The following is a 22,236-nucleotide window of genomic DNA, read 5'->3' on the forward strand; positions in this document are numbered from 1 at the left end:
GTTACTCTGGGTTGTCCGCGAGGGATCTCGCCGCCTGGACGCAGTGGGCGAGCACCTGGCGCGCGTAGGCGGGTGAAGCGCCCGCGAGACCGCATGCCGGGGTCACCGTGACCGCCTCGGTGAGCAGCCCCGGATGCAGCCCCAGCCTGCGCCACAGCGTCCTGACACCCATGACGCTACCGGCAGGGTCTGACAACGGGCCGTCCGTGCCGGGCACGACACCGGCGAACAGGCGCGTGCCGCCCTCGACGGCCTCGCCGATCGTCTCGTCGTCACGCTCGGTGAGGAGCGCGAGGTCGAAGGAGACGGCCGCCGCGCCGGCCCGCCGCAGCAGCGCGAACGGCACGTCCGGGGCGCAGGAGTGCACCACCACGGGGTCGCCGCCGTGCGCGCCGACGACGTCCCGGAGCGTGGCCTCCACGATCTGCCGGTCCACGGCGCGGTGGGTGCGGTAGCCGCTCGCGGTACGGACCCGGCCGCGCAGGACGGCGGTGAGGGAGGGCTCGTCGAGCTGGAGGACGATCCGGGCGCCCGGGACGCGGCGCCGCACCTCGTCGAGGTGCAGCCGCAGTCCCTCGGCGAGCGAGGCGGCGAGGTCCCGGCAGGCGCCGGGGTCCGACAGCGCGGCCTCGCCGTTCCTGAGCTCCAGGGCGGCGGCCAGCGTCCACGGCCCGACCGCCTGCACCTTCAGGTCGCCCGCGTAGCCCTGCGTGAACTCCTCCAGGGCGTCCAGGTCCTCGACCAGCCAGGACCGCGCCCGCCTGGTGTCCCGGCCCGGCCGGTCCCCGATCCGCCACCCGCTGGGCTCCACGCGCGCGTACAGCTCGACCAGCATCCCGGCGGTCCGGCCGATCATGTCGGCCCCGGGCCCGCGCGCGGGCAGCTCCGGGAGGAACGGGAAGTCCTCGAAGCTGCCGGTGGACGTCTTGGCGGCTTCCCTGCTGTCCCCGCCGGGCAGGGAACCCACGGCGGTGGCTCCCGGGAACCTGAACTGGCTGTTTTCGCTCACCCCGGCAGGGTACGTAGGCCGGCCGGCGGACTCACAACCAGTGGGCCCCGTACCGGCGCAGAAAGGCGCACAGTCCCTGCGGATCGGCGACCGCGAGGTTGTTGCGGAAGCGGTTCCGCTCCCAGGCGAGATCCGTGCCGCCGTGCAGGCCGGCGGCGCCCGTGACGGCGCCTTGCGCGTTCAGCAGGGCCACCGTCAGGCTGCCGGGGCACCGGCAGATGTCGCCGGTGAACTCGCCCTCGGTCGCCAGACCGCGCAGTTCCCCGAGGGCGGCGTCGTCGAAGACCTCGCCGAGGACCGGCCGGTCGGCGAGCGGGACGCGCAGGTCACCGCCCGCGAGGACGAGAGCGGCCTCGGTCCGGGGCCAGACCTGCGCCAGCCAGGCCCGGATCCCGGCACCGTCGGTCACCGTCCGGGCCGGACCGTCAGGTCGTTGACCTCCGCGTCCCGCGGCAGGTCCAGGGTCATCAGGACCGTCGTGGCGACCGACTCGGGGTCGATCCACTTCGAGGCGTCGTAGTCCTTGCCCTCCTGCTGGTGGACCTTGGCCTGCATGGGGCTCGCGGTGCGGCCGGGATAGACGGAGGTGACGCGGACGCCGGCGGCGTGCTCCTCCTGGCGCAGGGCGTCGGCGAGGGCCTTCAGGCCGTGCTTGGAGGCGGCGTAGGCGGACCAGCCGGCGTGGGCGCTCAGGCCGGCTCCGGAGTTGACGAAGACCACGTGGCCGCGGGCCGCCCTCAGCTGCGGCAGGAAGTGCCGGGTCAGCTCGGCGGGCGCGACCAGGTTGACGTTGAGCTGGTGGCGCCAGGACTTCGGGGTCAGGTCGCCGACGTCGCCGAGGTCGACGACGCCGGCGATGTGCAGCAGGGAGTCCACCCGGTCCGGGAGCGTCTGGTGGGAGAACGCCCAGGAGAGCCTGTCCGGGTCCGCGAGGTCGCCGACCAGGGTGCGCGCGCCGGGGAACTCGGCAGCCAGCTCCTTGGCGCGGCCCGCGTCGCGCGCGTGCAGCACGAGTTCGTCCCCGCGCGCGTGCAGCCGGCGGGCGACGGCCGCGCCGATGCCGGAACCGGCCCCGGTGATCACATGAGTAGCCATGCCCGCCATGCTCGCATCAGTGAGTCCCGGCCTGCTCCTCCAGGTAGGCCAGCGCCCCGGCCGGCTCGTCGGCGAAGAAGACCAGCTCGGCCAGCGGGCGGGGCAGGAAGCCCTCGGCCTCCATGCGGCGGAACTGCTCGCGCAGGCCGTCGTAGAAGCCCGCGGTGTTCAGCAGCACGACCGGCTTCTCGGTGCGGCCGTGCTTCTTCAGCTCCAGGATCTCGGTGGCCTCGTCCAGCGTGCCGGTGCCGCCCACCATGATCACCACGGCGTCGGCCTTCTCCAGCAGCAGCTTCTTGCGTTCGGCGAGGTCGCCCGCGATGACCATCTCGTCGGCGCCGGGGCGCGCCTTGTTCGCGAGGAACTCCACGGAGACGCCCAGCAGTCTGCCGCCGGTCTCCTGCACGCCGTCGGCGACCACCTTCATCAGACCGGAGTCGGAGCCGCCCCAGACGAGGGTGTGGCCGCCCTTGCCGATCCGTTCCGCGAACTCGCGCGCGGGGCGCGTGTACCGCTCGTCGAGGTCGGCGGCGGACAGGAAGACACAGATGTTCATGCCCTCCACCGTACGGTCTGCGGCCGGGGCGGGAAGAAGTGCGGCACCTCCTGACGCTGTACGGGTATGAGCCGAGGACACACGATCACGATCGAGAAGAGCGGCCGGCACGTGCGCGTGGTGCGCGGCGACCAGGTGCTCGCCGAATCCGACCGCCCCCTGGAGCTGCGCGAGACGGGCTGCCCGGTGCGGTACTACATCCCCGCCGAGGACGTACGCCTGGACCTGCTGACGCCCTCCGACACGCACACCGTCTGCCCCTTCAAGGGCACGGCGTCCTACTGGTCGCTGCCGGACGCGCCCGACCTCGTCTGGGCGTACCCGGACCCGAAGCCGGACGTGGTGGAGATCAAGGACCACTTCTGCTTCTACGACACCGACGTGTCATGACCGGTGAGTCCCGTGTCGTACGGCAGTCTGCACGGGCATGGACAAGAAGACGACTTCGCGCGACGGGACTTCCCTCGCGTACCACGTGACGGGCCAGGGGCCCACGGTGATCCTGGTGAGTGGCGCGATGTCCACCGGCGGCACCGTGCTGCCCCTGGCGGAGCGGCTCGCGGAGCGCTGCACGGCCGTCGTCTACGACCGCCGGGGCCGCGGCGAGAGCGGTGACACGGCGCCGTACGCGGTGGACCGGGAGGTCGAGGACCTGGCCGCGCTGCTCGACGCGGTGGGCGGCGACGCGGCGCTGTTCGGGGTCTCCTCGGGCGGCGCGCTGGTGCTGCACGCGGCGGCGAGCGGGCTGCCGGTGCGCCGGGCGGCGGTGTACGAGGTGCCGTACGCCGACCACCTGGAGGGCGGCGCCACGCGGGAGGCCACGTACAAGGAGCAGCTGAACAAGGCGCTCGCCGAGGGCCGGCGCGGGGACGCGGTGGAGCTGTTCCTGCGCCTGACGGGCCTCGGCGAGGAGATGATCCAGCGCGCCCGCCAGTCCCCGATGTGGACCGGCATGGAGGCCGTCGCCCCCAGCCTCGCCCACGACGACGCGGTCATGGGCGACGGCCTGCTCCCCCGCGCCCTGCTGGCCTCGGTCACCGTCCCCGTCCTCGCGGTCGCGGGCGGCGCCAGCCCGGAGTGGATGCACCGGGCGAGCCAGGCGGTCGCGGAGGCCGTGCCGCAGGGCACGTACCGGATCCTGCCCGGGCAGACCCACATGGTGGAGCCGGACGTGCTGGGCCCGGTGCTGGCGGAGTACGTCGCCGGGTAGGGGCGGCGGACCGGCTCAGACCGCCGCCGCCGCGCGCGTGGTGGACGCGATGGTCGCCGAGCCCACCACACGCGTGCCGTCGTACAGCACGATCGCCTGGCCGGGGGCGACCCCGCGGACCGGCTCGGCGAAGGTCACGCGCAGCTCGCCGCCGGCCGGTTCGGCCCTCACCTCGGTCTCGCCGCCGTGGGCGCGCAGCTGGGCGGTGTAGGTGCCGGGACCGGTGGGGGCGGCGCCGCACCAGCGGGGCTTGATCGCGGTGAGGGCGGTGACGTCGAGGGCGGCGGCCGGGCCGACGGTGACCGTGTTGGTGACCGGGGAGATGTCGAGCACGTAGCGCGGCTTGCCGTCCGGGGCCGGGGTGCCGATCCGCAGGCCCTTGCGCTGGCCGATGGTGAAGCCGTAGGCGCCGTCGTGGGTGCCCAGCCTGGTGCCGGTCTCGTCCACGATGTCGCCCTCGGCCCGGCCGAGCCGCTTGGCCAGGAAGCCCTGGGTGTCGCCGTCGGCGATGAAGCAGATGTCGTGCGAGTCGGGCTTCTTGGCCACCGCCAGGCCCCGGCGCTCGGCCTCCGCGCGGATCTCCTCCTTGGTGGTGACCGTGTCGCCGAGCGGGAACATCGCGTGCGCGAGCTGCTTGTCGTCCAGCACGCCGAGGACGTACGACTGGTCCTTCGCCATGTCGGAGGCGCGGTGCAGCTCGCGGGAGCCGTCCTCGTTCACGATCACCTTGGCGTAGTGGCCGGTGCAGACGGCGTCGAAGCCGAGCGCCAGCGCCTTGTCCAGCAGCGCGGCGAACTTGATCTTCTCGTTGCAGCGCAGGCACGGGTTCGGGGTACGGCCGGCCTCGTACTCGGCGACGAAGTCCTCGACGACGTCCTCGCGGAAGCGGTCGGCGAGGTCCCAGACGTAGAACGGGATGCCGATGACGTCGGCCGCGCGGCGGGCGTCGCGCGAGTCCTCGATGGTGCAACAGCCCCGCGCGCCGGTGCGGAACGACTGCGGGTTCGCGGAGAGCGCGAGATGTACGCCGGTGACGTCGTGGCCTGCTTCCGCGGCCCGCGCGGCGGCGACGGCGGAGTCCACTCCGCCGGACATGGCGGCGAGGACGCGGAGGGGGCGGGTGCGCTGCGGGGTGTCAGTCATAACCCTTCCAGAGTACGGGGGCGCGGGAACCTGGTCGGCCGGATATCCGTTGACGATCACATGGGGGCGACGACCGGGACGAGCACGGGGGCGGCGGCCGGCGACGGCGACGGGCGGCTGGGCCGGCGGGCGCTGCTCGTCGGCGGGGCCGCGGCGGCCGTGGGCACGGCGGTACTGGCCCGCGAGGAGCTGTCGCGGCTGTGGTGGCGGCTGCCCGGGGTGGACAAGCCGCGGGTGGCGGGCGCGGTGGACTTCCGGGGTGCGCGCTGGGTGGCGGCCTCGGCGGCGAACTACCGGCGGGCGGACCGGCCGGCCGACTACCGGGTGGACCGGGTGGTCGTCCATGTCACCCAGGGCGGTTACGCCTCGGCGGTGAAGGTGTTCCAGGACCCCGCGCACGGCGCCGCCGCGCACTACATCGTGCGCCGGGACGGGCGGGTCACCCAGCTGATCCGCGAGCTGGACGTCGCCTTCCACGCGGGCAACCGGGAGTACAACGAACGCAGTGTCGGCATCGAGCACGAGGGCTTCGTGGAGGACGCCTCCTCCTTCACGGACGCCATGTACGCGGCGTCGGCCCGGCTGACGGCGGCGGTATGCGGGCGGTACGGCATACCCGTGGACCGGGAGCACATCATCGGGCACGTGGAGGTGCCGGGCACGGACCACACGGACCCGGGGCGGTTCTGGGACTGGGAGCGGTACCTCGGCCTGGTCCGCGCCGAGCGCGCCGGGGACGCGCCCGGTGGGGGCGGCGGGACGTCCTAGGTGAGCCCGGCCGCGCGGGCGCGTTCGACCGCGGGGCCGATCGCCTTCGCGACGGCCTCGACGTCGGCCTCCGTGGAGGTGTGGCCGAGGGAGAAGCGCAGGGTGCCGCGGGCCAGGTCCGGGTCGGTGCCGGTGGCCAGGAGGACGTGGCTGGGCTGGGCGACGCCCGCGGTGCAGGCGGAGCCGGTGGAGCACTCGATGCCCTGGGCGTCCAGCAGGAGCAGCAGGGAGTCGCCCTCGCAGCCGGGGAAGGTGAAGTGCGCGTTGGCCGGGAGCCGGCCGCCGGGTGCCGGGTCGCCGCCGAGGATCGCGTCGGGTACGGCGCTGCGCACGGCGTCCACGAGCTGGTCGCGCAGGGCGCCGATCTCCCGGGCGAACCAGGCGCGCTGCTCGGCGGCGAGCCGGCCGGCGACGGCGAAGGAGGCCACGGCCGGGACGTCGAGCGTGCCGGAGCGCACGTGCCGCTCCTGGCCGCCGCCGTGCAGGACGGGTACGGGGGTGTACTCACGGCCGAGGATCAGCGCGCCGATGCCGTAGGGGCCGCCGATCTTGTGGCCGGAGACGGTCATCGCGGCGAGGCCCGAGGCCTCGAAGCCGACCGGGACCTGACCGAAGGCCTGGACCGCGTCGGCGTGCAGCGGGACGCCGGACTCGGCGGCGACGTCGGCGAGTTCGCGGATCGGCATGACCGTGCCGATCTCGTTGTTGGCCCACATCACGGTGGCCAGGGCGACGTCGTCGGGGTTGCGGGCGATGGCCTCGCGCAGTGCCTCGGGGTGGACGCGGCCGTAGGGGTCGACGGGGAGGTACTCGACGGTGGCGCCCTGGTGCTCGCCGAGCCAGTGCACGGCGTCGAGGACGGCGTGGTGCTCGACGGGGCTGGCCAGGACGCGGGTGCGGGCCGGGTCGGCGGCGACGCGGGACCAGTACAGGCCCTTGACGGCCAGGTTGTCGGCCTCGGTGCCGCCCGAGGTGAAGACGACCTCGCTGGGGCGGGCGCCGAGCGCTTCGGCGAGCGTCTCGCGGGATTCCTCGACCGTGCGGCGGGCCTGCCGGCCGGACGCGTGGAGGGAGGAGGCGTTGCCCGTGATGCTCAGCTGGGCGGTGAGTGCCTCTGCCGCCTCCGGGAGCATCGGGGTGGTCGCGGCGTGGTCGAGGTATGCCATGGTGCGGCCGATTCTACGGCGCCGGGTCCCCGCGGTCGGCTCCGGGCGCCTCGCGCCGGGTGTGCCCCGGGCCGGGTGGTGGCGGCTGCCCCGTCGTCCTCGGGGCGTCCGGCCGTCACAGGCTCCAGGACACCGTCCCCGAGACCTCCATCGCCGCCACCAGGACGGCCAGGTCGGCCAGGCCGAGGGTGAGGCCCAGGTAGGCGCGGCCGCGGCGGGCGGTGCCGCGCCAGAGGGCGGCCGCGGCCAGCACGATGGCGACCGGGCCCAGGAAGACGTTGAGGACGAGCAGGCCGAGGAGGCCGAGGATGAAGGACGCGACGGCCATGCCGTCGGCGTCGCGGGTGCGCGGGCGGGGCTCGGTGCGGCCGGGGGCCGGTGCGGTGAGGTGCATGGTGCTCAGCTCCTGAGGTCCTTTCCGGTGGTCACGGCGGTCAGCTGGTCGAGGTGGGGCGGCGGCGCCCGTGGCGCTCGCGGATCGCGAACACGCAGAGCCAGACGGCGATGACGGCGGCCAGTACGGCGGTGACGGTCAGCGGCGCGTGGGCGACGGTGCCCAGCACGACTCCGAGCAGCATGAGAGCGGCGACGAGGAACAGCATGGGATGGAATCCCCCCTCCGGGATGCCTCGTGTTCAGCCGGTGTGAAGTTTCGGTGAACAGTTGTAGTAACAGTTGTTCACTGACTTCGAGTCTAGCGCTCCCGGCGGCTTTTCAATTCCAGAGAACAGTTGTTAACTGGATGACATGAGTCACACCCTCGGCATCCGGCAGGCCCAGAAGCAGAAGACCCGGCAGGCGTTCCTCGACGCGGCTCTCGCGCTGCTGGAGGAGCAGAGCCTGAGCAGCCTGGGCCTGCGCGAGGTCACCCGGGCCGTCGGGGTCGCCCCGACCGCCTTCTACCGGCACTTCCGCTCGACCGCCGACCTCGGTGTGGCCCTGGTCGACGAGGCGCTGGGCAGCCTGCACCCGATGGTGCGGACCACCGTGTCCACCACGGGCGACAGCGAGGAACGCATCACCCGCGCCGTCGAGCTGATCGCCCGCCACGTGGAGGCCTACCCCGCGCACGTCCGCTTCATAGCCCGCGAGCGGCACGGCGGGGTGCAGCCAGTGCGCGAGGCCATCCGCGCCCAACTGGTGCGGTTCGCCGAGGAGGTGAAGGCCGAGCTGGCCAAGGACCCGGAGGCGGCGGGCTGGAGCGACGACGACCTTCTGATGCTCGCGCACCTCTACGTCGACCAGATGCTCATCACCGCCTCCCTGTTCCTGGAGACACCGGAGGCCTCGCAGGAGGAGCGGGAGCGGGTGACGCAGCTCGCCACCCGCCAGCTGCGGCTCATCAGCATCGGCCGCAGCCACTGGCGGGACTGACGCCGCTCACCCCGGCCGGTCCCCTCCCCCGGGCCGGGACCCCTCGTACAGGGCCATGACCGAGCGCGCCCCCGCCAGCAGCTCGGCGCGGGCCTCGGGCGGCTCCAGGACCTCCACCTGGTCGCAGAAGCCGAGCAGTTGGCGTACGGCGCGCAGCGCCGGGTAGGACAGCCGCGCGGTGACCCACTCGCCCGCGCCGTCGTCGTCGGTCACCTCCGTCAGCTGCGCGGCGGCCACGCGCCGGAACGCGTCGAGCCGGGCACGCCGAACCCGCACGGTGACCTCGACGGCGTCCGCCCGCTCCTCCACCTGCCGGCGCAGCACCTCCCAGGCGTCGGCGAGTTCGACGCCGGGCCGGCGCCGCACGGGGTCGTCCAGCAGCCGGGCCGAGCGCACCCGGTCGGCACGGAACATCCGCGGCCGGCCGCGCCGGTCGGCGACCAGGTACCAGACCCCGGCCTTGGCGACGAGGCCGTACGGATCCACGGTGTACGTCCGCGGCTCCCGCTCCCCGCTGTGCCGGTAGCGCAGTTCGAGGCGCCGGTCGGAGAACACCGCGTCCTGGAGCACGTCCAGGTCGGCGGCCTGCCGCGGGCCGCTCATCCAGCGGGTGGCGTCCACCAGGACGCGGCGGCTGGTCACCTCGGCGGCGGGCCGGTGCGGCGCCGGGAGCGCGGCCATCACCTTGCGCAGCGCGGAGCCGAGGGCCGCGTCCAGGCCGAGCGCGGCATGGGCGCCCTGGGCGGCCAGCACGAACAGCGCCCGGGACTCGTCGGCGGTCAGCCCGGTGACGTCGGTGCGGTATCCGGGGAGGAGAGTGATGCCGCCGCGCCGGCCGCGTTCGGCGTACACCGGCACCCCGGCGGCGGACAGCGCCTCGACGTCCCGGTAGACGGTGCGCACCGACACCTCCAGCCGGTCGGCGAGTTCGCGCGCGGGCACGCGGCCCCGGGTCTGCAGGAACAGCAGGATCGACAGCAGCCGGTCGGACTTCACGGCGGAAGGATCCCGCCGGACGCGGATCCGGCGCAAATGCTGACGGGTTCTGTCAGGTTTTCCGGGGATGCTCGGTGCACCGACTGACGAGAGGTGCATTCCATGACCACCAACGGCTTCACCGACCCGCGCCCCCTCTACACCCGCGCTACCGAGCAGGCCGCCGCCTTGATCAAGACGGTACGGCCGGAACAGCTCGCCGGTCCCACGCCGTGTACCGAGTTCGACGTGCGCGGCCTGCTGAGCCACGTCGTCGGCGGCACCCGGCGGATCGCCGTGGTCGGCGAGGGCGGCGACGGACTCGCGGTGGAACCCGTCGCCGAGGGCGTCGCCGACGACGGCTGGGCGGCGGCCTACGACGAGGTGCGCGTGCGCGCGCTGAAGGCCTGGGCGAGCGACGAGCGGATGACGGACCAGGTGCGCGTGCCCTGGGGCGAGGTGCCGGGGCACGCGGCGCTGTCCGGGTACGTCATGGAGATCGTGACGCACACCTGGGACCTCGCCGAGGCGGTCGGCCATCCGCACGAACTCGACCCGGAACTCGCGGAGTTCGCGCTCGCCAACGCCCAGCGGGTGCTGCCCGACTCCCTTCCGCGGGACGCCCGGATCCCCTTCGGCACCCGCCGCGAGGCCCCCGAGGGGGCGGACGCCTACGGGCGGCTGGCGGCCTGGCTGGGGCGTGAGCCGCTCAGCCGAGCCTGACCCGGGCGAGCTGGCGGGACTGGGCGACCAGGCGGTCCGCGCTGTCCCACACCTCGGCGTCCTCCTCCAGGAAGCCGCCGGCCAGGTTGCGGGTGGTGACCGCCACCCGCAGCGGGCCGGGGGCCGGGCGGTGACGGACGTGGACGGTGAGTTCCACGGTCGGCACCCAGCCCTTGAGGCCCAGCTCGAAGGCGGTGGGCGGGAGGGCGTCCACGGCGAGGAGCAGCGAGAGCGGGTCGGCGTCGCGGCCGTCGGCCAGCCCGAACCAGGCGCGCATCTCGCCCTTGCCGGAGGGCGCGCCGAGCGCCCAGCCGAGGGTGGCGGGGTCGAGCTTGAGCATCAGCCGTTCGGTGATGGCGGAGCTGCCGTCGACCGGGGCGCCACCCGACGGTAGTCGGACATCGGCTGCAGCGTCCTCGGGGCCGAAGCACTGCTCCAGCGGCGGGATCGGGGGCGGGGTGGCCGTCGTACGGACGTCGTCGGGCAGGGCGCCGAGGTCGCCGTAGGAGGCGAGGACGCGGATGCGTTCCACCTCGTTGCCCTCGTCGTCGTACTGGAAGAGCGAGGCCTGGCCGGTGGAGAGGGTCCGGCCGGTGCGCACGGTCTCGGTGCGCACGACCGCGGGGCCCGGCTGGGAGGCGGTCAGGTAGTGCGCGGAGATGGTGAACGGGTCCGGGTGCGGGAGGCTGTCCGCGAGGGCCCGGCCGAGTACGGCCAGCAGGTAGCCGCCGTTGACGGCGCTGATGATGGTCCAGCCGGCCGAGAGGTCGATGTCGTAGACGCCGGGCTCGCGCCGGGTGACCGCGGTGTCGCGGTCGAACTCGCTGTCGCCGATCAGGGCCCGTACGGCAGGTGCGGAAGCTGCTTCTGGCATGCGTGAACGGTACAGCAGGAAACTACTAAGCGGTAGCTTTTTGTGATGACAGGATAAGATGATCCGGCCTCCGGGTGAGGTTCCGGCAATTTCTCGGTAAGTGTCCTGACACGTCCACAACCCCGGGCCCCCGATCTCCCTCTATGGGGACATGAGCCTCACCGGGACTCCGTTCCTCTACCTGACCGTCGTGCTGTCCGTGGTCGCCCTGATACTGCCGCTCGTGCTGTGGTCGCGGATGCGCGGGCCGAAGCCGCTGCGTGCCGTGGCCCGGGTACTCATGCTGCTGTTCGCCCAGGGCACGGCCGTCACGCTGGTCTTCGTGCTGGTCAACAACCAGAACAACCTGTACGACAACTGGGCCGACCTGCTCGGCACCGGCGACCACGTCCAGCAGGCCGCCGACCTCGGCCGGGACGGCACCGGCGGTATCGCGGTGAAACGGCTGCCCAAGGTGAGACAGGCCTTCACGGCCGCCGACGGGCCCGGCATGCGCGCGGCCGGCGGGGTGCGGGTCACCCAGCTCAGGGGCCGGGTCTCCGGCGTGAACGCCGAGGTGTACGTCTGGCTGCCGCCGCAGTACGGCGAACCGGCCTACCGCCACACCAGGTTCCCGGTGGTGGAACTGCTGCCGGGCTACCCCGGCTCCGCCAAGGCCTGGTTCGGCTCGATGAAGGCCCACGAGCAGCTGCTGCCGCTGATGCGCAGCGGCCGGGTGGCGCCGTTCATCCTGGTCGCCCCGCGCACCAACCTGCTGGCCGGCGTGGACACCGGCTGCGCCAACGTCCCGGGCCAGGTCAACGCCGACACCTGGCTCAGCATCGACGTGCCGAAGATGGTCACGGACAACTTCCGGGCCCAGCCGGCGCCCCAGGGCTGGGCGGTGGCCGGGTACTCGGCGGGCGCGCACTGCGCGGTCAAGCTGGCCGTGGCCCACCCGGACCGGTACCGGGCCGCGGTGAGCATGTCGGGCTACAACGACCCGATCGGCGAACGCAACTCCCTCGCCGCCCAGACCCCCGCGCTGCGCGCCGCGAACAATCCCTTCCTGCTGCTGCGCAAGGCGGCCGAACCGCCCCGGATCGCGCTGTACCTCTCCGGCGAGTCCGGCGACGGTTACCAGGCGGGCATGGCCCTGGAGGCCGCCGCCAAGGCGCCGACCACCGTGCGGGTGGTGTTCCTGCCGCGCAGCGCGGGCGGTCACACCATGGCGCTGTGGCGTCCCCAGGTGGACACCGTCTTCCGCTGGCTGACCCTGCAGATGGGCCAGAGCCACGCCAAGGGCCGGGACACGTCCCTCGCCGGGGCCGGGGCCACTACTCCTCCGTCACCGTCGACCGGCGGTTCCACGCACGCGGCGCTCGCCAGTGGAACCGCATCGCGAGCAGGCGCAGCACGAAAGCCGTGACGACCGCGAACGCGCTGGTGAGGGGGTTGAGCACGTCGTAGCGGATGCACAGCACGACCATCGTGGCGCCGACGATCGCGGGGACCGCGTACAGGTCGCGGTCCCAGCGCAGCAGCGAGGGCACCTCGTTGGCCAGCACGTCCCGCAGCACGCCGCCGCCCACGGCGGTGGCCAGGCCCAGCGTCGCCGACGCGGTCAGGCCGAGGCCGTAGCTGTACGCCTTCGTCGTACCGCTGACGCAGAACAGGCCGAGGCCGGCCGCGTCGAAGACGAGCACCGCCGCCTGGATGCGCTCCACGTGCGGGTGCAGGAAGAAGACGACGAGGGCGGCGAGCAGCGGCGTGACGAAGTACCCGAGGTCGGTGAAGGCGGCCGGGGGCACGGCTCCGATGACCAGGTCGCGGAACAGCCCCCCGCCCAGCGCGGTGACCTCGGCGAGCACGGCGATGCCGAAGACGTCGAAGTTCTTCCGGACGGCCAGCAGGGCGCCGGAGATCGCGAACACGAAGATGCCGATGACATCGAGCGTGTGCTGGACGGAGGGACTGAAGAGTTGCTGGAGCTGCACCCTGACATTCTCACCTGTCGGAGTGCGTGAACCTTACAAAGCCAGGCTCACAGGGCGGGCTTCCCTGTGGTGAACAGCCAGGTGTCGAAGAGATCACCGAGCTGCTGCCCGCTGACCCGCTCGGCGAGGCGGATGAAGTCGGCGGTGTCCGCGTTGCCGTACCGGTGGAGCTTCGTCCAGGCCGGGAGCAGCTTGAAGAAGGCCGTGTCCCCGATCCGCTCGCGCAGCATCTGGAGCGTCATCGCGCCTCGCTGGTAGACGGCGGAGGCGAACATGGTGTCCCGCTGCGGGTCGGCGACCTTGATCTGCCAGAAGGCGGAGTCGGCCGGGCGGGAGGTGTAGCCGGCCAGGAAGGAGTCGTGGGCGGAGCGGGTGCCCTGGTGCTCGGCCCACAGCCACTGGGCGTAGGTGGCGAAGCCCTCGTTGAGCCAGATGTCCTTCCACTGCGCCACGCTCACCGAGTCGCCGAACCACTGGTGGGCCAGCTCGTGCACGATGGTCGTCTCGTTGCGCACGGCCGAGTAGGCGGGCTTGCTCTGCACCTCCAGCGAGAACCCCGCCTCCGGCATGTCGTCGACGATCGCGCCGGTCTCCTCGAAGGGGTAGGGCCCGAAGACCTGCGACCAGTAGTCGGTGGCGGCGGCCGTGACGGCGTACACGTCGACGCCGTTGCCGTTCTTCAGTACGGGGTCGACGGCGACGTAGATCGGGATGCCGCCGGGCGTACGGCCGGTGCGCACGTCGAACTTCCCGATGGTGGCGGTGGCGAGGTAGGTCGCCATCGGCTTCGACTCCCGCCAGTGGGTGTACGTCGAGCCGCCCTTGTCGTACGTCGACACCAGCCGGCCGTTGGAGACGCCGGTCAGCCCCCGGGGAGCCTTGATCCGGATGTCGTAGGTGGCCTTGTCGGCGGGGTGGTCGCTGGACGGGAACCAGGTGGAGGCGGCGTTGGGTTCGCAGGCGACGAAGACGCCGTCGGGGGTCTTCATCCACCCGTAGGAGGAACCGAAGACGATCGGCCCGCCGAGGGCCTGCGGTACGCCGCCGTAGGTCACCGAGACCGTGAAGTCCCGTCCCGCGCGCAGCGGGTGGCGCGGGGTGACGGTGATCTCGTCGCCGTCGCGGGTGAACCGCGCGGGTCTGCCGTCGACCCGGACACCGGTGACCTCCAGCTGCTGGAGGTCGAGGTCGAAGGAGGACAGCTGCTGGGTGGCGCGGGCCCGGAGGGTCGTACGGCCGTCCAGCCGGCCGGTGTCCGGGGTGTAGGCGACGTCCAGGTCGTAGTGGCGGGCGTCGAAACCGCCGTTGCCCAGCCGGGGGAAGTAGGGGTCGCCGATGCCGGGGGCGCCGGGGGTGGGGGCGGAGGAGGCGCCGATGACGAGGAAGGAGGCTGCCGCGGTGGCGACAGCCCCCAGACGTGCCGAACGGGAGAGTGTCATGTGTCGTCCCTTTCGAGCGTGCCGATCAGTGGTCGGACACGGACGACTCTTCACTCTCCCCTTCGAGCATGTACATGACTTTACTTAGTCGTCATGTGCTACGCGCCGGACGACTCCTGGGAGTCGGTGCCGGCCGCGCGGCCGGTCTCCTCGGCGACGGCCTCGGTGTCACCCGCGCCCGCCGCGGGAGCGTCGGCCGCGGCGCCGGTGGCGGCGGTGGGCTCCTCGGCGGGGGCGTCGGCCTCGGGCGCGGCCTTCCCGGCCGAGACCTTCGCGCCGGGACCGGTCTGCACGGCGGAGGCAACCTCCGCCTCGGCAGGAGCCTCCTCCTCGGACGCCTCTTCGCCGGAAGCCGCGCCCGCCTGGGAAGCCGGCCGCCCGGAAGCGGCCTTCTCCCCGGCAACCACCGTCCCGGAAGCAGCCTTCTCCTTGACCGCCGCCCCCTCCACGACCGCCGCCGTCCCGGAAGCCGCCTTCTCCTCGGCAGCCGGCCCTTCCGCAGCCACCGGCTTCTCGGCCGCCGCCGTTTCCGCGGCGGCCGTCGCCTCCTGCGACGCCGGTTCCTTCTCGGCCGCGCCCTCGGAGAGCACCGCGTCCGGGACCAGTTCCGACGCCTTCTTCGCGGCCGACAGCAGGACCGTGTCCTGCGGGGCCTGGTCCTCGAAGTTCTCCGGGTGGTGGCAGGCCACCCGCTGACCGGGCCTCAGCTCCACGAGCTGCGGCTCGGTCGTCTTGCAGATCTGCGTCGCCTTCCAGCACCGGGTGTGGAACCGGCACCCGGAGGGCGGGGCGATCGGCGAGGGCACGTCGCCGCGCAGCAGGATGCGCTCGCTCTTGTGGCCGCGGCGCTTGGGGTCCGGCACCGGCACCGCGGACATCAGCGCCTTGGTGTACGGGTGCATCGGCGACTCGTACAGCGCGGTGCGGTCGGCGAGCTCCACGATCTTGCCGAGGTACATCACCGCGATCCGGTCCGAGACGTGCCGGACGACCGAGAGGTCGTGCGCGATGATCACGTAGGTGAGGCCGAGCTCCTGCTGGAGGTCGTCCATGAGGTTCACGACCTGCGCCTGGATCGACACGTCCAGCGCGGACACCGGCTCGTCCGCCACCACCAGCTTCGGCTTCAGGGCGAGCGCGCGGGCGATGCCGATGCGCTGGCGCTGACCGCCGGAGAACTCGTGCGGGTAGCGGTTGTAGTGCTCGGGGCTGAGGCCGACCAGTTCGAGGAGCCGCTGGACCTCCTTCTTCACCCCGCCCTCGGGCTCCACGCCCTGGAGCCGGAACGGCGCCGAGACGATGGAGCCGATGGTGTGCCGGGGGTTCAGGGAGCCGTACGGGTCCTGGAAGATCATCTGGATGTCGCGGCGCAGCGGGCGCATCTGCGCCGTGCTCAGCCGCGTGATGTCCCGGCCCTCGAAGCTGATCCGGCCACCGGTCGGGTCCTGGAGCCGGGTGATGACCCGGCCCATGGTCGACTTGCCGCAGCCCGACTCCCCGACCACGCCCAGGGTCTCGCCCTTGCGCACCTCGAAGTCGATGCCGTCGACGGCCTTCACGGCGCCGACCTGCCGCTGCAGGATGCCCTTCTTGATCGGGAAGTGCTTGGTCAGGCCCTCGACCTTGAGCAGCACCTCGCGCTCCGCCGGGGCGTCCTCGACAGCCGACGCCTGCTTGGGGACCTCGGCCTCGGCGACGGTGTCCGTCTTCTTGGTCTCACTCACAGCTTCGGCGCAATCTCTTCGGTCCAGATCCGCTGGCGGTCCTCGGTCGGGAGGTGGCAGGCGGACCAGTGTCCGGTGCCCACCTGCTCCAGCTCGGGGCGCACCGTGCGGGTGACGTTCCCCTTGGGGATGTCCGCGTACGGGCAGCGCGGGTGGAAGGCGCAGCCCGAGGGGACGTTGATGAGGCTCGGCGGGGAGCCCTTGACCGGGATGAGCCGCTCGGAGGTCTCGCGGTCGATGCGGGGCATCGAGCCGAGCAGGCCCCAGGTGTAGGGGTGCTGCGGCTGTTCGAAGACCTCGTCGGCCGGGCCGCGCTCCACGCACCGGCCGCCGTACATCACGAGGACGTCGTCGGCGATCTCGGCGACCACGCCGAGGTCGTGGGTGATCATGATGACCGCGGAGCCGAACTCCTTCTGCAGGTCCCGGATCAGGTCCAGGATCTGCGCCTGGACGGTCACGTCGAGGGCGGTGGTCGGCTCGTCCGCGATGAGCAGCTCGGGGTTGTTCACCAGCGCCATGGCGATCATGGCGCGCTGGCGCATACCGCCGGAGAACTCGTGCGGGTAACCGTCGACACGCTTGGCCGGCTCGGGGATGCCGACCCGGTCGAGCATCTCGACGGCCCGCGCGCGGGCGGCCTTCCGGCTGACGGCGTGGTGCACCCGGTAGGCCTCGACGATCTGGTCGCCGACCTTGTAGTACGGGTGCATCGCGGACAGCGGGTCCTGGAAGATCATCGCCATCTCGCGGCCGCGGAGCTTGCGCACCTCGTCCGGGGAGGCATTGACCAGTTCCTTGCCGTCCAGCCAGATCTCGCCGGACATCCGCACGTTCTTGCCGCGGGTGCCGAGCCGGTGCAGGCCCATGATGGCCTGCGAGGTGACCGACTTGCCGGAGCCGGACTCGCCGACGATGGCGAGGGTCTTGCCCTTCTCCAGCGAGAAGCTGAGCCCGTCGACGGACTTGACCAGGCCGTCGTCGGTCGGGAAGTGCACCTTGAGGTCGCGGACCTCCAGGAAGGCCTCGGGCACCTCGGCGGGCGTGGGCTCGCCCACGGCCGCGCCGGTCTTGGAGAGTTCGGTCACGAGAGCCTCACCCGCGGGTCGGCGGCGGCGTAGAGCACGTCCACCAGGAGATTTGCGATCACGACGAAGAAGGCGGCGAGCAGGGTCACGCCGAGGATCTTGGGCAGGTCGTTGTCGGTGATGCCCTGCACCGCGTACTGGCCGACGCCGCCCAGCGAGAAGACGCTCTCGGTGATCACGGCGCCGCCGAGCAGCAGACCGAGGTCCATGCCGAAGACGGTGATGATCGGGGTGAGAGCGGCGCGCAGACCGTGCCGGACCACGACCTTGCGCTCCCGCAGGCCCTTGGCGCGGGCCGTGCGGATGAAGTCCTCGTTCATCGTCTCCAGCATGCCCGAGCGGGTGAGCCGCGCGTAGATGGCGGAGTACAGCAGGGCCAGCGAACACCAGGCGGGGAACAGGGTGTTGGCCCACTGCTCGGGGTTCTCGGTGAACGGGACGTAGTCGCGGCCGAAGATCGGCCACTTGAAGACGAAGAGCAGGATCGCCAGGTTGCCCGTGAAGAACATGGGCAGCGAGACACCGGCGAGCGCGACGCCCATGAAGGTGCGGTCGAAGAACGACCGCGGCTTCAGCGCGGAGATCACGCCGATGACCACACCCGAGACGAGCCACATCACGGCGGCGCCCGCGGCCAGCGAGAGGGTGATCGGGATGCGCTGGGTGAGCTGCGGCCAGACCGCCACGTGGTCCTTGAAGGAGTAGCCGAAGCAGGGCACGTCGCAGTGGACCGTGGTGGGTCCGAGGTTGTAGTCGGCGCCGGCCACGATCCCCTTGATGAAGTCCCAGTACTGGACGTAGACGGGCTGGTCCAGACCGAGGTTGTGCTTGACCGCGGCGATGTCCGCCGCCGACGGGCTCTTGCCGATGTACTGCTGCGCCAGCTGGTCCGCTGTCTGGCCGGCGAGCCGTGGCAGCAGGAAGAAGATGGCAAAGGTGACCGCGGAGACGACCAGCAGCAGGATCACTGCCGCGAACGTCCGACGGAGGATGTACGAGATCACGGGGACCGGCGCTGGTGCCCGCGGGCCGCGAAGCCCGCGGGCACCAATGCCTTCACCTGCCTTCCGGGGCTGCTACTTCGACGCGACGCCGATGTTGAGGTAGTCGTACTCACCGCTGAAGGCCGCCGTGGAGACCAGGTTGGTGTAGCCGGTCGGACGGGCCAGCAGGACCTTGAAGTACGTCAGCGGGACGAGGACGGCGTCGTCCATCGTCTTCTTGTCGATCTGCGTGTAGAGGCTGTTGCGCGCAGCGTTGTCCTGAGTGCCGATCGCCTTGGACAGCAGGGCGTTGACGTCCTTGTTGTCGTACTGCGACAGGTTGGTGTTGCCGGACTGGCTGATCGCCTTGCCGTTCAGGATCTGCTGCAGGAAGCCGTAGCCGGAGGGCCAGTCGGCACCCCACTGCATCATGTGCAGACCGAGGTTCTGCTTCTTGGTGAACTTCGGCACGCCCGCGTAGTCGGTGAAGTACTTGCCCGACGGGAACTGCTTGAGGGTGACGTTGATGCCGACCTTCTTCAGCGAGGCGATGATCGCCGTGGCGGCGTCGATCTCCTGCGGACGGTCGGAACGGGCCGAGATGTTCGTCGAGATCGACGTCTTGCCGCAGGCCTTCAGCTGCTCCTTGGCCTTGGCGAGGTCGCCCTTGTTGCCCGCGGTGGCGTAGGCGTCGGCCTTCTCGTAGCCCGGGATGTCCGGCGGCAGGACCGTGGAGGCGATCTCACCGCGGATCGGGCCGCCCTCGGCGGTCTGCACCGAGACCTTGTCGACGGCGTACTGGACGGCCTTGCGGCACTCGACCTTGTCGAACGGCGCGACCGTGGTGTTGATCGCCAGGAAGACCAGGCGGCCACCGTAGGTGTTGTCCGTGTTGGACTTCTTCGACGGGTCGGTGATGACCTGGGCCTGCGTCGCGGCCTGGACACCCGTGCCGCCGAGGTCGATCGCGTTGCCCGCGAGGACGTCCTTGTCGATCGTCTCCGGGTTGACCTTCAGCTTGATGACGATCTTGTCCGGCAGCTGCTTGCGCAGCGGGTCCGTCTTCGCGTCCCAGTTCCCGTTGCGGACGAGAACGGCCTGCTGGCCCTCCTCGTAGCTCTGGAACTTGTACGAGCCCGAGGAGACGATGTGCTTGATGTAGTCGACGCCCGTGTCCTTCGCCTTGGGCACCGGGGCCGTCTGCGGGGCGGCGACCAGGTAGTCGAACTCCTGGAAGGCCTGCTTCAGGTGGAAGACGATCGTGGTGTCGTCCGGCGTCTGGATGGAGGACAGGCCCTTGTCGCTCTTGTCCTTGTACGGGCCCTTGTACTTGTCGCCGTCGGCCAGGAACTGCTGGAAGTAGTTCGGGCCGAGGGAGAGCACGTCACGCGCGAAGTTGGAGCGCTCGACGGCGTACTTGACGTCCTTCGAGGTGATCGGCGTGCCGTCGTCGAACTTCAGACCCGAACGCAGCTTGTACGTCCAGGTCTTGCCGCCGTCGCTCGGGACGCCCTTGCTCGCGGCGAGGTCCGGGACGAGGGTGTTGCCCTCCTCGCCGGGGCCGGGCTTGAAGGTCATGAGCGGGCGGGCCCACAGCCGGCTGATGTTGTACATGTACGCGTAGTACGTGTTGCCGGGGTCCAGCGAGTCCGGGACGTCGGACAGCTCGTAGGTGACCGTGCCGCCCTTCTTGTCCGACGCGTTGACGACGCCCTTGGTCGCGGCGTTGGCCCCGGCCGACTTGGTGCCGTTCTCGTTCTTGTTGTCATCGGCCTTGCTGCAGCCGGCAATAAGCAGGCTGGCGGAGCCGATGGCCGCGATCGCGGCCAGCGCTGACCTTCGCATGATGGGCGCTTTCCCCTCCATTGTTGGAAACTTTTCGGGCTCTCTGTGGCAGGCGTCAGCGACTGCGCGGGTCGAGAGCATCGCGGAGACCGTCACCGAGCAGGTTGAAGGCCAGCACGGTGACGAAGATGGCGAGACCAGGGACGATCATGAACATGGGGTCGACCTGGTAGAAGGTGACCGCTTCACGGAGCATGCCGCCCCAGGATGCCTGCGGGGGCTGGATGCCGACGCCGAGGAAGCTCAGGGAGGCCTCGAAGAGGATGTTGGTCGGGATGAGCAGCGTCGAGTAGACGATGATCGGGCCGACCAGGTTGGGCATCAGCTCCCGGAACAGGATGTACGGGGCCTTGGCGCCCATGCCCCGGGAGGCGTCGACGAACTCGCGCTCGCGCAGGGCCAGGGTCTGGCCGCGCACGATCCGGCCCAGGTAGGGCCAGTTGAAGAAGCCGATGACGAAGATCAGCACGCTCAGGTGGAGCGGCAGGCCGCTCAGGCCGAAGGCACCGCCCTGCAGCGTGGCGGAGATGGAGATGGCGAACAGCAGGAGGGGGAAGGCGAGGAAGGTGTCCATCATCCGGCTGATGATCGAGTCGACCCGCCCGCCGTAGTAGCCCGCGATGACACCCATGACGGCGCCGATCACGTTGGACAGGATGGTGGCGCCGAAGGCGACCACCAGCGACACCCAGGAGCCCTCCAGGACGCGGGTGGCGATGTCCCGGCCGAACTTCGGGTCCACGCCGAGCGGGTGGTCCGCGCTCAGGCCTCCCAGACTGCCCTTGGGCAGCGAGGTGTTGGGGTCGATCAGGTCCTGGTTGAAGGCGTTGGGGTCGAGCCCGAAGGCGGCCTGCAGGGGGCGCGAGAGGATCGCGACGAGGATCAGCAGGACGACGATGACGCCGCCGGCGACGGCGACCCTGTCCTTCTTGAACCGGGTCCAGGCGATCTGGCCCAGGGAACGACCCTCGATCTGCCCCTTACCGGCACCCTCCAGCACAGCCTCCGGCTGTGCCTCGGCTGCCGCCCCGGTGGTCTCGATCGGTGCGGTCACGGTGAGCGACCCCTCTCGCCGGTGGTGACCGGCCTGCGCCTGCCGCGGATTGCGGCTTTGTCGACTTGCCATCAGACATGAGGTCTCGACCTGATGCCTGAGTCGGGAGTCTTCAGCGTCGTCGTGATCACCCGCCAGAGCTGGCGGCGAAAGTATGCGCAACCGTGATGCAGTGCAGGGGATTCCGTTATCCGAACAGTGGGTAACGGCCCTCGGACGCGGGCCAGTTCGGACAGAACGGCGATTCTGCGCGGTTCGGGACGATCAGGCGATGTCTACGCGCGCAGAAGTGTGTCGGTGCTGTGAATTCTGCGCCCCGGCCCGGGAAATGTGCTCTCCGGGCCGGTGGACCGTCCGGATCAGTAGCCGCCGTGCACCGGTGGGTAGCCGTACCCACCGGCCGGGGCCTGCGGCGGGACCGGCGCCTGGAGCCGGGGCGGCGGAGCGGGCACGTGGGCCTCGCGGTCGTAGAAGGGGCGCGCGTTGACCCGCATCCACATCACCACCGGGTCGTAGTCGTCACTCATCGCTACCGTCGACACCGGGAGCCCCTCCGGGACCGCGCCGATGGACTGCTGCATCATGGCGCGCACCGAGTCCACCGCGGCCGGCGAGGTGTCGTACACGTCCAGGCCGATGGCCAGGTACGGCGCTCCCAGCGCGGGCTGCACCCAGGCGCGGCGCAGCGAGCGGAGCGCGGGGGTGCGGTGCGCGTTCTGCGCGAGCAGGGCGTAGAACTGGGGGATCTCGATGCCGGGTTCGGACAGGCGCAGCGGGCCCGCCGGCTGGCGGTCCAGGCCGGTGGTGATGCGCCGCAGGTCCAGCCAGGGGATGCCGACGCCGCCGCCCGGGGCGTGCGGGTTGAGCCAGAGGCCGTAGTGGTCGGGGTAGAGGGTGCGGGCCACGTCCAGGCCGTCGACCACCTCGTAGGAGCGGTTCCAGCCACTGGCCGACAGCTCCTGGGCGGAGGTGACGCAGGGGGCGTAGTGGAAGCCGTCGACCTCCATGTTCCCGTACTGGGCGTCCGGGGAGCCGGCCTGGCCGTGCCACAGGAGCATCCAGATCTGGCCGGAGGAGGGGGTGGCGAGGGCGCGGAGCAGGGCCTCGTAGGCGTCGTAGCGTCCGGGCGTGACCTGGCGCAGCATGTGCTCGACGCTGCCGCTTGGGCTCGCGCTCACCTGTCTTACCGCCCCTTCGCTTCTTACCCCGCGTTCGGACACAGCTTAAGCGCCCG

The 22,236-nt window shown here is 71.5% G+C and carries 24 protein-coding genes; 6 read left to right on the forward strand and 18 right to left on the reverse strand.

Features of this window, described 5'->3' with window-relative positions; translation table 11 throughout:
- Window position 1: 1 nt before the first annotated feature.
- The 4 genes from IG05_RS0127170 to IG05_RS0127185 are packed head-to-tail and all read right to left on the reverse strand — an operon-like array spanning window position 2 to window position 2,660.
- The gene (locus IG05_RS0127170; protein ID WP_030346637.1) at window positions 2-1,009 is read right to left on the reverse strand and encodes a methionine synthase; all 1,008 of its coding nucleotides are present in this window, start codon (window positions 1,007-1,009) and stop codon (window positions 2-4) included.
- Window positions 1,010-1,040: 31 nt separating this feature from the next.
- Entirely contained in the window at window positions 1,041-1,418 is a 378-nt protein-coding gene (locus IG05_RS0127175; protein WP_030346638.1) for a hypothetical protein, read from the reverse strand.
- Window positions 1,415-2,113: an SDR family oxidoreductase gene (locus tag IG05_RS0127180; RefSeq protein WP_030346639.1), complete on the reverse strand. Its 699-nt coding sequence runs from the start codon at window positions 2,111-2,113 to the stop codon at window positions 1,415-1,417. Before IG05_RS0127180 ends, IG05_RS0127175 begins: the two co-directional genes overlap by 4 nt.
- A 7-nt stretch (window positions 2,114-2,120) precedes the next feature.
- A complete protein-coding gene (locus IG05_RS0127185; RefSeq protein ID WP_030346640.1) occupies window positions 2,121-2,660 on the reverse strand; it encodes a TIGR00730 family Rossman fold protein in 540 nt (179 codons plus the stop codon).
- A gap of 66 nt (window positions 2,661-2,726) precedes the next feature.
- Between IG05_RS0127185 and IG05_RS0127190 the strand changes: the two genes are divergently transcribed.
- On the forward strand, window positions 2,727-3,050 hold the full coding sequence (locus IG05_RS0127190) for a DUF427 domain-containing protein (RefSeq protein ID WP_030346641.1): 324 nt from the start codon (window positions 2,727-2,729) through the stop codon (window positions 3,048-3,050).
- A 37-nt stretch (window positions 3,051-3,087) separates the two neighbouring features.
- Window positions 3,088-3,870 carry an alpha/beta fold hydrolase gene (locus tag IG05_RS0127195; protein ID WP_030346642.1) on the forward strand — a complete coding sequence of 261 codons (783 nt, stop codon included), beginning with the start codon at window positions 3,088-3,090 and terminating at the stop codon, window positions 3,868-3,870.
- 15 nt (window positions 3,871-3,885) lie between these two features.
- Here the strand turns inward: IG05_RS0127195 and mnmA are convergent, their stop codons facing one another.
- The gene (mnmA, locus tag IG05_RS0127200; protein WP_030346643.1) at window positions 3,886-5,013 is read right to left on the reverse strand and encodes a tRNA 2-thiouridine(34) synthase MnmA; all 1,128 of its coding nucleotides are present in this window, start codon (window positions 5,011-5,013) and stop codon (window positions 3,886-3,888) included.
- 60 nt (window positions 5,014-5,073) lie between these two features.
- Between mnmA and IG05_RS0127205 the strand changes: the two genes are divergently transcribed.
- Window positions 5,074-5,781, forward strand: a complete 708-nt coding sequence (locus tag IG05_RS0127205; protein WP_030346644.1) for an N-acetylmuramoyl-L-alanine amidase — start codon at window positions 5,074-5,076, stop codon at window positions 5,779-5,781.
- Here the strand turns inward: IG05_RS0127205 and IG05_RS0127210 are convergent.
- The 3 genes from IG05_RS0127210 to IG05_RS48480 form a co-directional block, all read right to left on the reverse strand.
- A complete protein-coding gene (locus IG05_RS0127210; protein WP_030346645.1) occupies window positions 5,778-6,947 on the reverse strand; it encodes a cysteine desulfurase family protein in 1,170 nt (389 codons plus the stop codon). The genes IG05_RS0127205 and IG05_RS0127210 overlap by 4 nt on opposite strands.
- 115 nt (window positions 6,948-7,062) lie before the next feature.
- Window positions 7,063-7,341, reverse strand: a complete 279-nt coding sequence (locus tag IG05_RS0127215; protein WP_030346646.1) for a hypothetical protein — start codon at window positions 7,339-7,341, stop codon at window positions 7,063-7,065.
- A gap of 40 nt (window positions 7,342-7,381) precedes the next feature.
- A complete protein-coding gene (locus IG05_RS48480; protein ID WP_030346647.1) occupies window positions 7,382-7,549 on the reverse strand; it encodes a hypothetical protein in 168 nt (55 codons plus the stop codon).
- 145 nt (window positions 7,550-7,694) lie between these two features.
- On the opposite strand from IG05_RS48480, the gene IG05_RS0127225 reads away from it, so the two are divergent.
- Window positions 7,695-8,321 carry a TetR family transcriptional regulator gene (locus IG05_RS0127225; RefSeq protein WP_030346648.1) on the forward strand — a complete coding sequence of 209 codons (627 nt, stop codon included), beginning with the start codon at window positions 7,695-7,697 and terminating at the stop codon, window positions 8,319-8,321.
- 6 nt (window positions 8,322-8,327) lie between these two features.
- Here the strand turns inward: IG05_RS0127225 and IG05_RS0127230 are convergent, their stop codons facing one another.
- Window positions 8,328-9,317, reverse strand: coding sequence for a helix-turn-helix transcriptional regulator (locus IG05_RS0127230; RefSeq protein ID WP_030346649.1), 990 nt, complete (start codon window positions 9,315-9,317; stop codon window positions 8,328-8,330).
- Between the two features lie 102 nt (window positions 9,318-9,419).
- Here IG05_RS0127230 and IG05_RS0127235 point away from each other — a divergent pair, with 102 nt between their 5' ends.
- Window positions 9,420-10,019: a TIGR03086 family metal-binding protein gene (locus tag IG05_RS0127235; RefSeq protein WP_030346650.1), complete on the forward strand. Its 600-nt coding sequence runs from the start codon at window positions 9,420-9,422 to the stop codon at window positions 10,017-10,019.
- Here IG05_RS0127235 and IG05_RS0127240 read toward each other — a convergent pair.
- On the reverse strand, window positions 10,006-10,893 hold the full coding sequence (locus tag IG05_RS0127240) for a thioesterase family protein (RefSeq protein ID WP_030346651.1): 888 nt from the start codon (window positions 10,891-10,893) through the stop codon (window positions 10,006-10,008). The genes IG05_RS0127235 and IG05_RS0127240 overlap by 14 nt on opposite strands.
- Window positions 10,894-11,044: 151 nt before the next feature.
- On the opposite strand from IG05_RS0127240, the gene IG05_RS0127245 reads away from it, so the two are divergent.
- Window positions 11,045-12,301: an alpha/beta hydrolase gene (locus IG05_RS0127245; RefSeq protein WP_030346652.1), complete on the forward strand. Its 1,257-nt coding sequence runs from the start codon at window positions 11,045-11,047 to the stop codon at window positions 12,299-12,301.
- Here IG05_RS0127245 and IG05_RS45735 read toward each other — a convergent pair.
- The 8 genes from IG05_RS45735 to IG05_RS0127290 all read right to left on the reverse strand — a co-directional run bounded on the left by IG05_RS45735 (window position 12,210) and on the right by IG05_RS0127290 (window position 22,147).
- Window positions 12,210-12,869 (reverse strand): trimeric intracellular cation channel family protein, encoded by a 660-nt coding sequence (locus IG05_RS45735; RefSeq protein ID WP_078894509.1) that lies wholly within the window; start codon window positions 12,867-12,869, stop codon window positions 12,210-12,212. The genes IG05_RS0127245 and IG05_RS45735 overlap by 92 nt on opposite strands.
- Window positions 12,870-12,916: 47 nt before the next feature.
- A complete protein-coding gene (locus IG05_RS0127260) occupies window positions 12,917-14,308 on the reverse strand; it encodes a M1 family metallopeptidase (protein ID WP_030346654.1) in 1,392 nt (463 codons plus the stop codon).
- Window positions 14,309-14,406: 98 nt separating this feature from the next.
- Window positions 14,407-16,032 (reverse strand): ABC transporter ATP-binding protein, encoded by a 1,626-nt coding sequence (locus tag IG05_RS0127265; protein ID WP_030346655.1) that lies wholly within the window; start codon window positions 16,030-16,032, stop codon window positions 14,407-14,409.
- Entirely contained in the window at window positions 16,029-17,120 is a 1,092-nt protein-coding gene (locus tag IG05_RS0127270; protein WP_030346656.1) for an ABC transporter ATP-binding protein, read from the reverse strand. The genes IG05_RS0127265 and IG05_RS0127270 overlap by 4 nt, the downstream gene beginning before the upstream one ends.
- Window positions 17,117-18,124, reverse strand: coding sequence for an ABC transporter permease (locus IG05_RS0127275; protein ID WP_030346657.1), 1,008 nt, complete (start codon window positions 18,122-18,124; stop codon window positions 17,117-17,119). The genes IG05_RS0127270 and IG05_RS0127275 overlap by 4 nt, the downstream gene beginning before the upstream one ends.
- Window positions 18,125-18,196: 72 nt before the next feature.
- Window positions 18,197-19,969 carry an ABC transporter substrate-binding protein gene (locus IG05_RS0127280; RefSeq protein WP_030346658.1) on the reverse strand — a complete coding sequence of 591 codons (1,773 nt, stop codon included), beginning with the start codon at window positions 19,967-19,969 and terminating at the stop codon, window positions 18,197-18,199.
- 34 nt (window positions 19,970-20,003) lie between these two features.
- A complete protein-coding gene (locus tag IG05_RS0127285; protein WP_030346659.1) occupies window positions 20,004-21,002 on the reverse strand; it encodes an ABC transporter permease in 999 nt (332 codons plus the stop codon).
- Between the two features lie 359 nt (window positions 21,003-21,361).
- A complete protein-coding gene (locus IG05_RS0127290) occupies window positions 21,362-22,147 on the reverse strand; it encodes an enhanced serine sensitivity protein SseB C-terminal domain-containing protein (RefSeq protein WP_420707629.1) in 786 nt (261 codons plus the stop codon).
- Window positions 22,148-22,236 lie beyond the last annotated feature (89 nt).

Source organism: Streptomyces sp. NRRL S-1022 (assembly GCF_000720135.1).
Classification (GTDB): Bacteria; Actinomycetota; Actinomycetes; order Streptomycetales; family Streptomycetaceae; genus Streptomyces.

What these genes read in the sequence shown, in the direction of transcription:
- IG05_RS0127210 (WP_030346645.1), bottom strand. Translation starts at nt 6,947, where the DNA reads ATGGCATACCTCGACCACGCCGCGACCACCCCGATGCTCCCGGAGGCG.
- IG05_RS0127245 (WP_030346652.1), top strand. Translation starts at nt 11,045, where the DNA reads ATGAGCCTCACCGGGACTCCGTTCCTCTACCTGACCGTCGTGCTGTCC.
- IG05_RS0127180 (WP_030346639.1), bottom strand. Translation starts at nt 2,113, where the DNA reads ATGGCGGGCATGGCTACTCATGTGATCACCGGGGCCGGTTCCGGCATC.
- IG05_RS0127280 (WP_030346658.1), bottom strand. Translation starts at nt 19,969, where the DNA reads ATGGAGGGGAAAGCGCCCATCATGCGAAGGTCAGCGCTGGCCGCGATC.
- IG05_RS0127240 (WP_030346651.1), bottom strand. Translation starts at nt 10,893, where the DNA reads ATGCCAGAAGCAGCTTCCGCACCTGCCGTACGGGCCCTGATCGGCGAC.
- IG05_RS0127215 (WP_030346646.1), bottom strand. Translation starts at nt 7,341, where the DNA reads ATGCACCTCACCGCACCGGCCCCCGGCCGCACCGAGCCCCGCCCGCGC.
- IG05_RS48480 (WP_030346647.1), bottom strand. Translation starts at nt 7,549, where the DNA reads ATGCTGTTCCTCGTCGCCGCTCTCATGCTGCTCGGAGTCGTGCTGGGC.
- IG05_RS0127260 (WP_030346654.1), bottom strand. Translation starts at nt 14,308, where the DNA reads ATGACACTCTCCCGTTCGGCACGTCTGGGGGCTGTCGCCACCGCGGCA.
- IG05_RS0127235 (WP_030346650.1), top strand. Translation starts at nt 9,420, where the DNA reads ATGACCACCAACGGCTTCACCGACCCGCGCCCCCTCTACACCCGCGCT.
- IG05_RS0127205 (WP_030346644.1), top strand. Translation starts at nt 5,074, where the DNA reads ATGGGGGCGACGACCGGGACGAGCACGGGGGCGGCGGCCGGCGACGGC.
- IG05_RS0127195 (WP_030346642.1), top strand. Translation starts at nt 3,088, where the DNA reads ATGGACAAGAAGACGACTTCGCGCGACGGGACTTCCCTCGCGTACCAC.
- IG05_RS0127190 (WP_030346641.1), top strand. Translation starts at nt 2,727, where the DNA reads ATGAGCCGAGGACACACGATCACGATCGAGAAGAGCGGCCGGCACGTG.
- IG05_RS0127290 (WP_420707629.1), bottom strand. Translation starts at nt 22,147, where the DNA reads ATGCTGCGCCAGGTCACGCCCGGACGCTACGACGCCTACGAGGCCCTG.
- IG05_RS0127225 (WP_030346648.1), top strand. Translation starts at nt 7,695, where the DNA reads ATGAGTCACACCCTCGGCATCCGGCAGGCCCAGAAGCAGAAGACCCGG.
- IG05_RS0127185 (WP_030346640.1), bottom strand. Translation starts at nt 2,660, where the DNA reads ATGAACATCTGTGTCTTCCTGTCCGCCGCCGACCTCGACGAGCGGTAC.
- mnmA (WP_030346643.1), bottom strand. Translation starts at nt 5,013, where the DNA reads ATGACTGACACCCCGCAGCGCACCCGCCCCCTCCGCGTCCTCGCCGCC.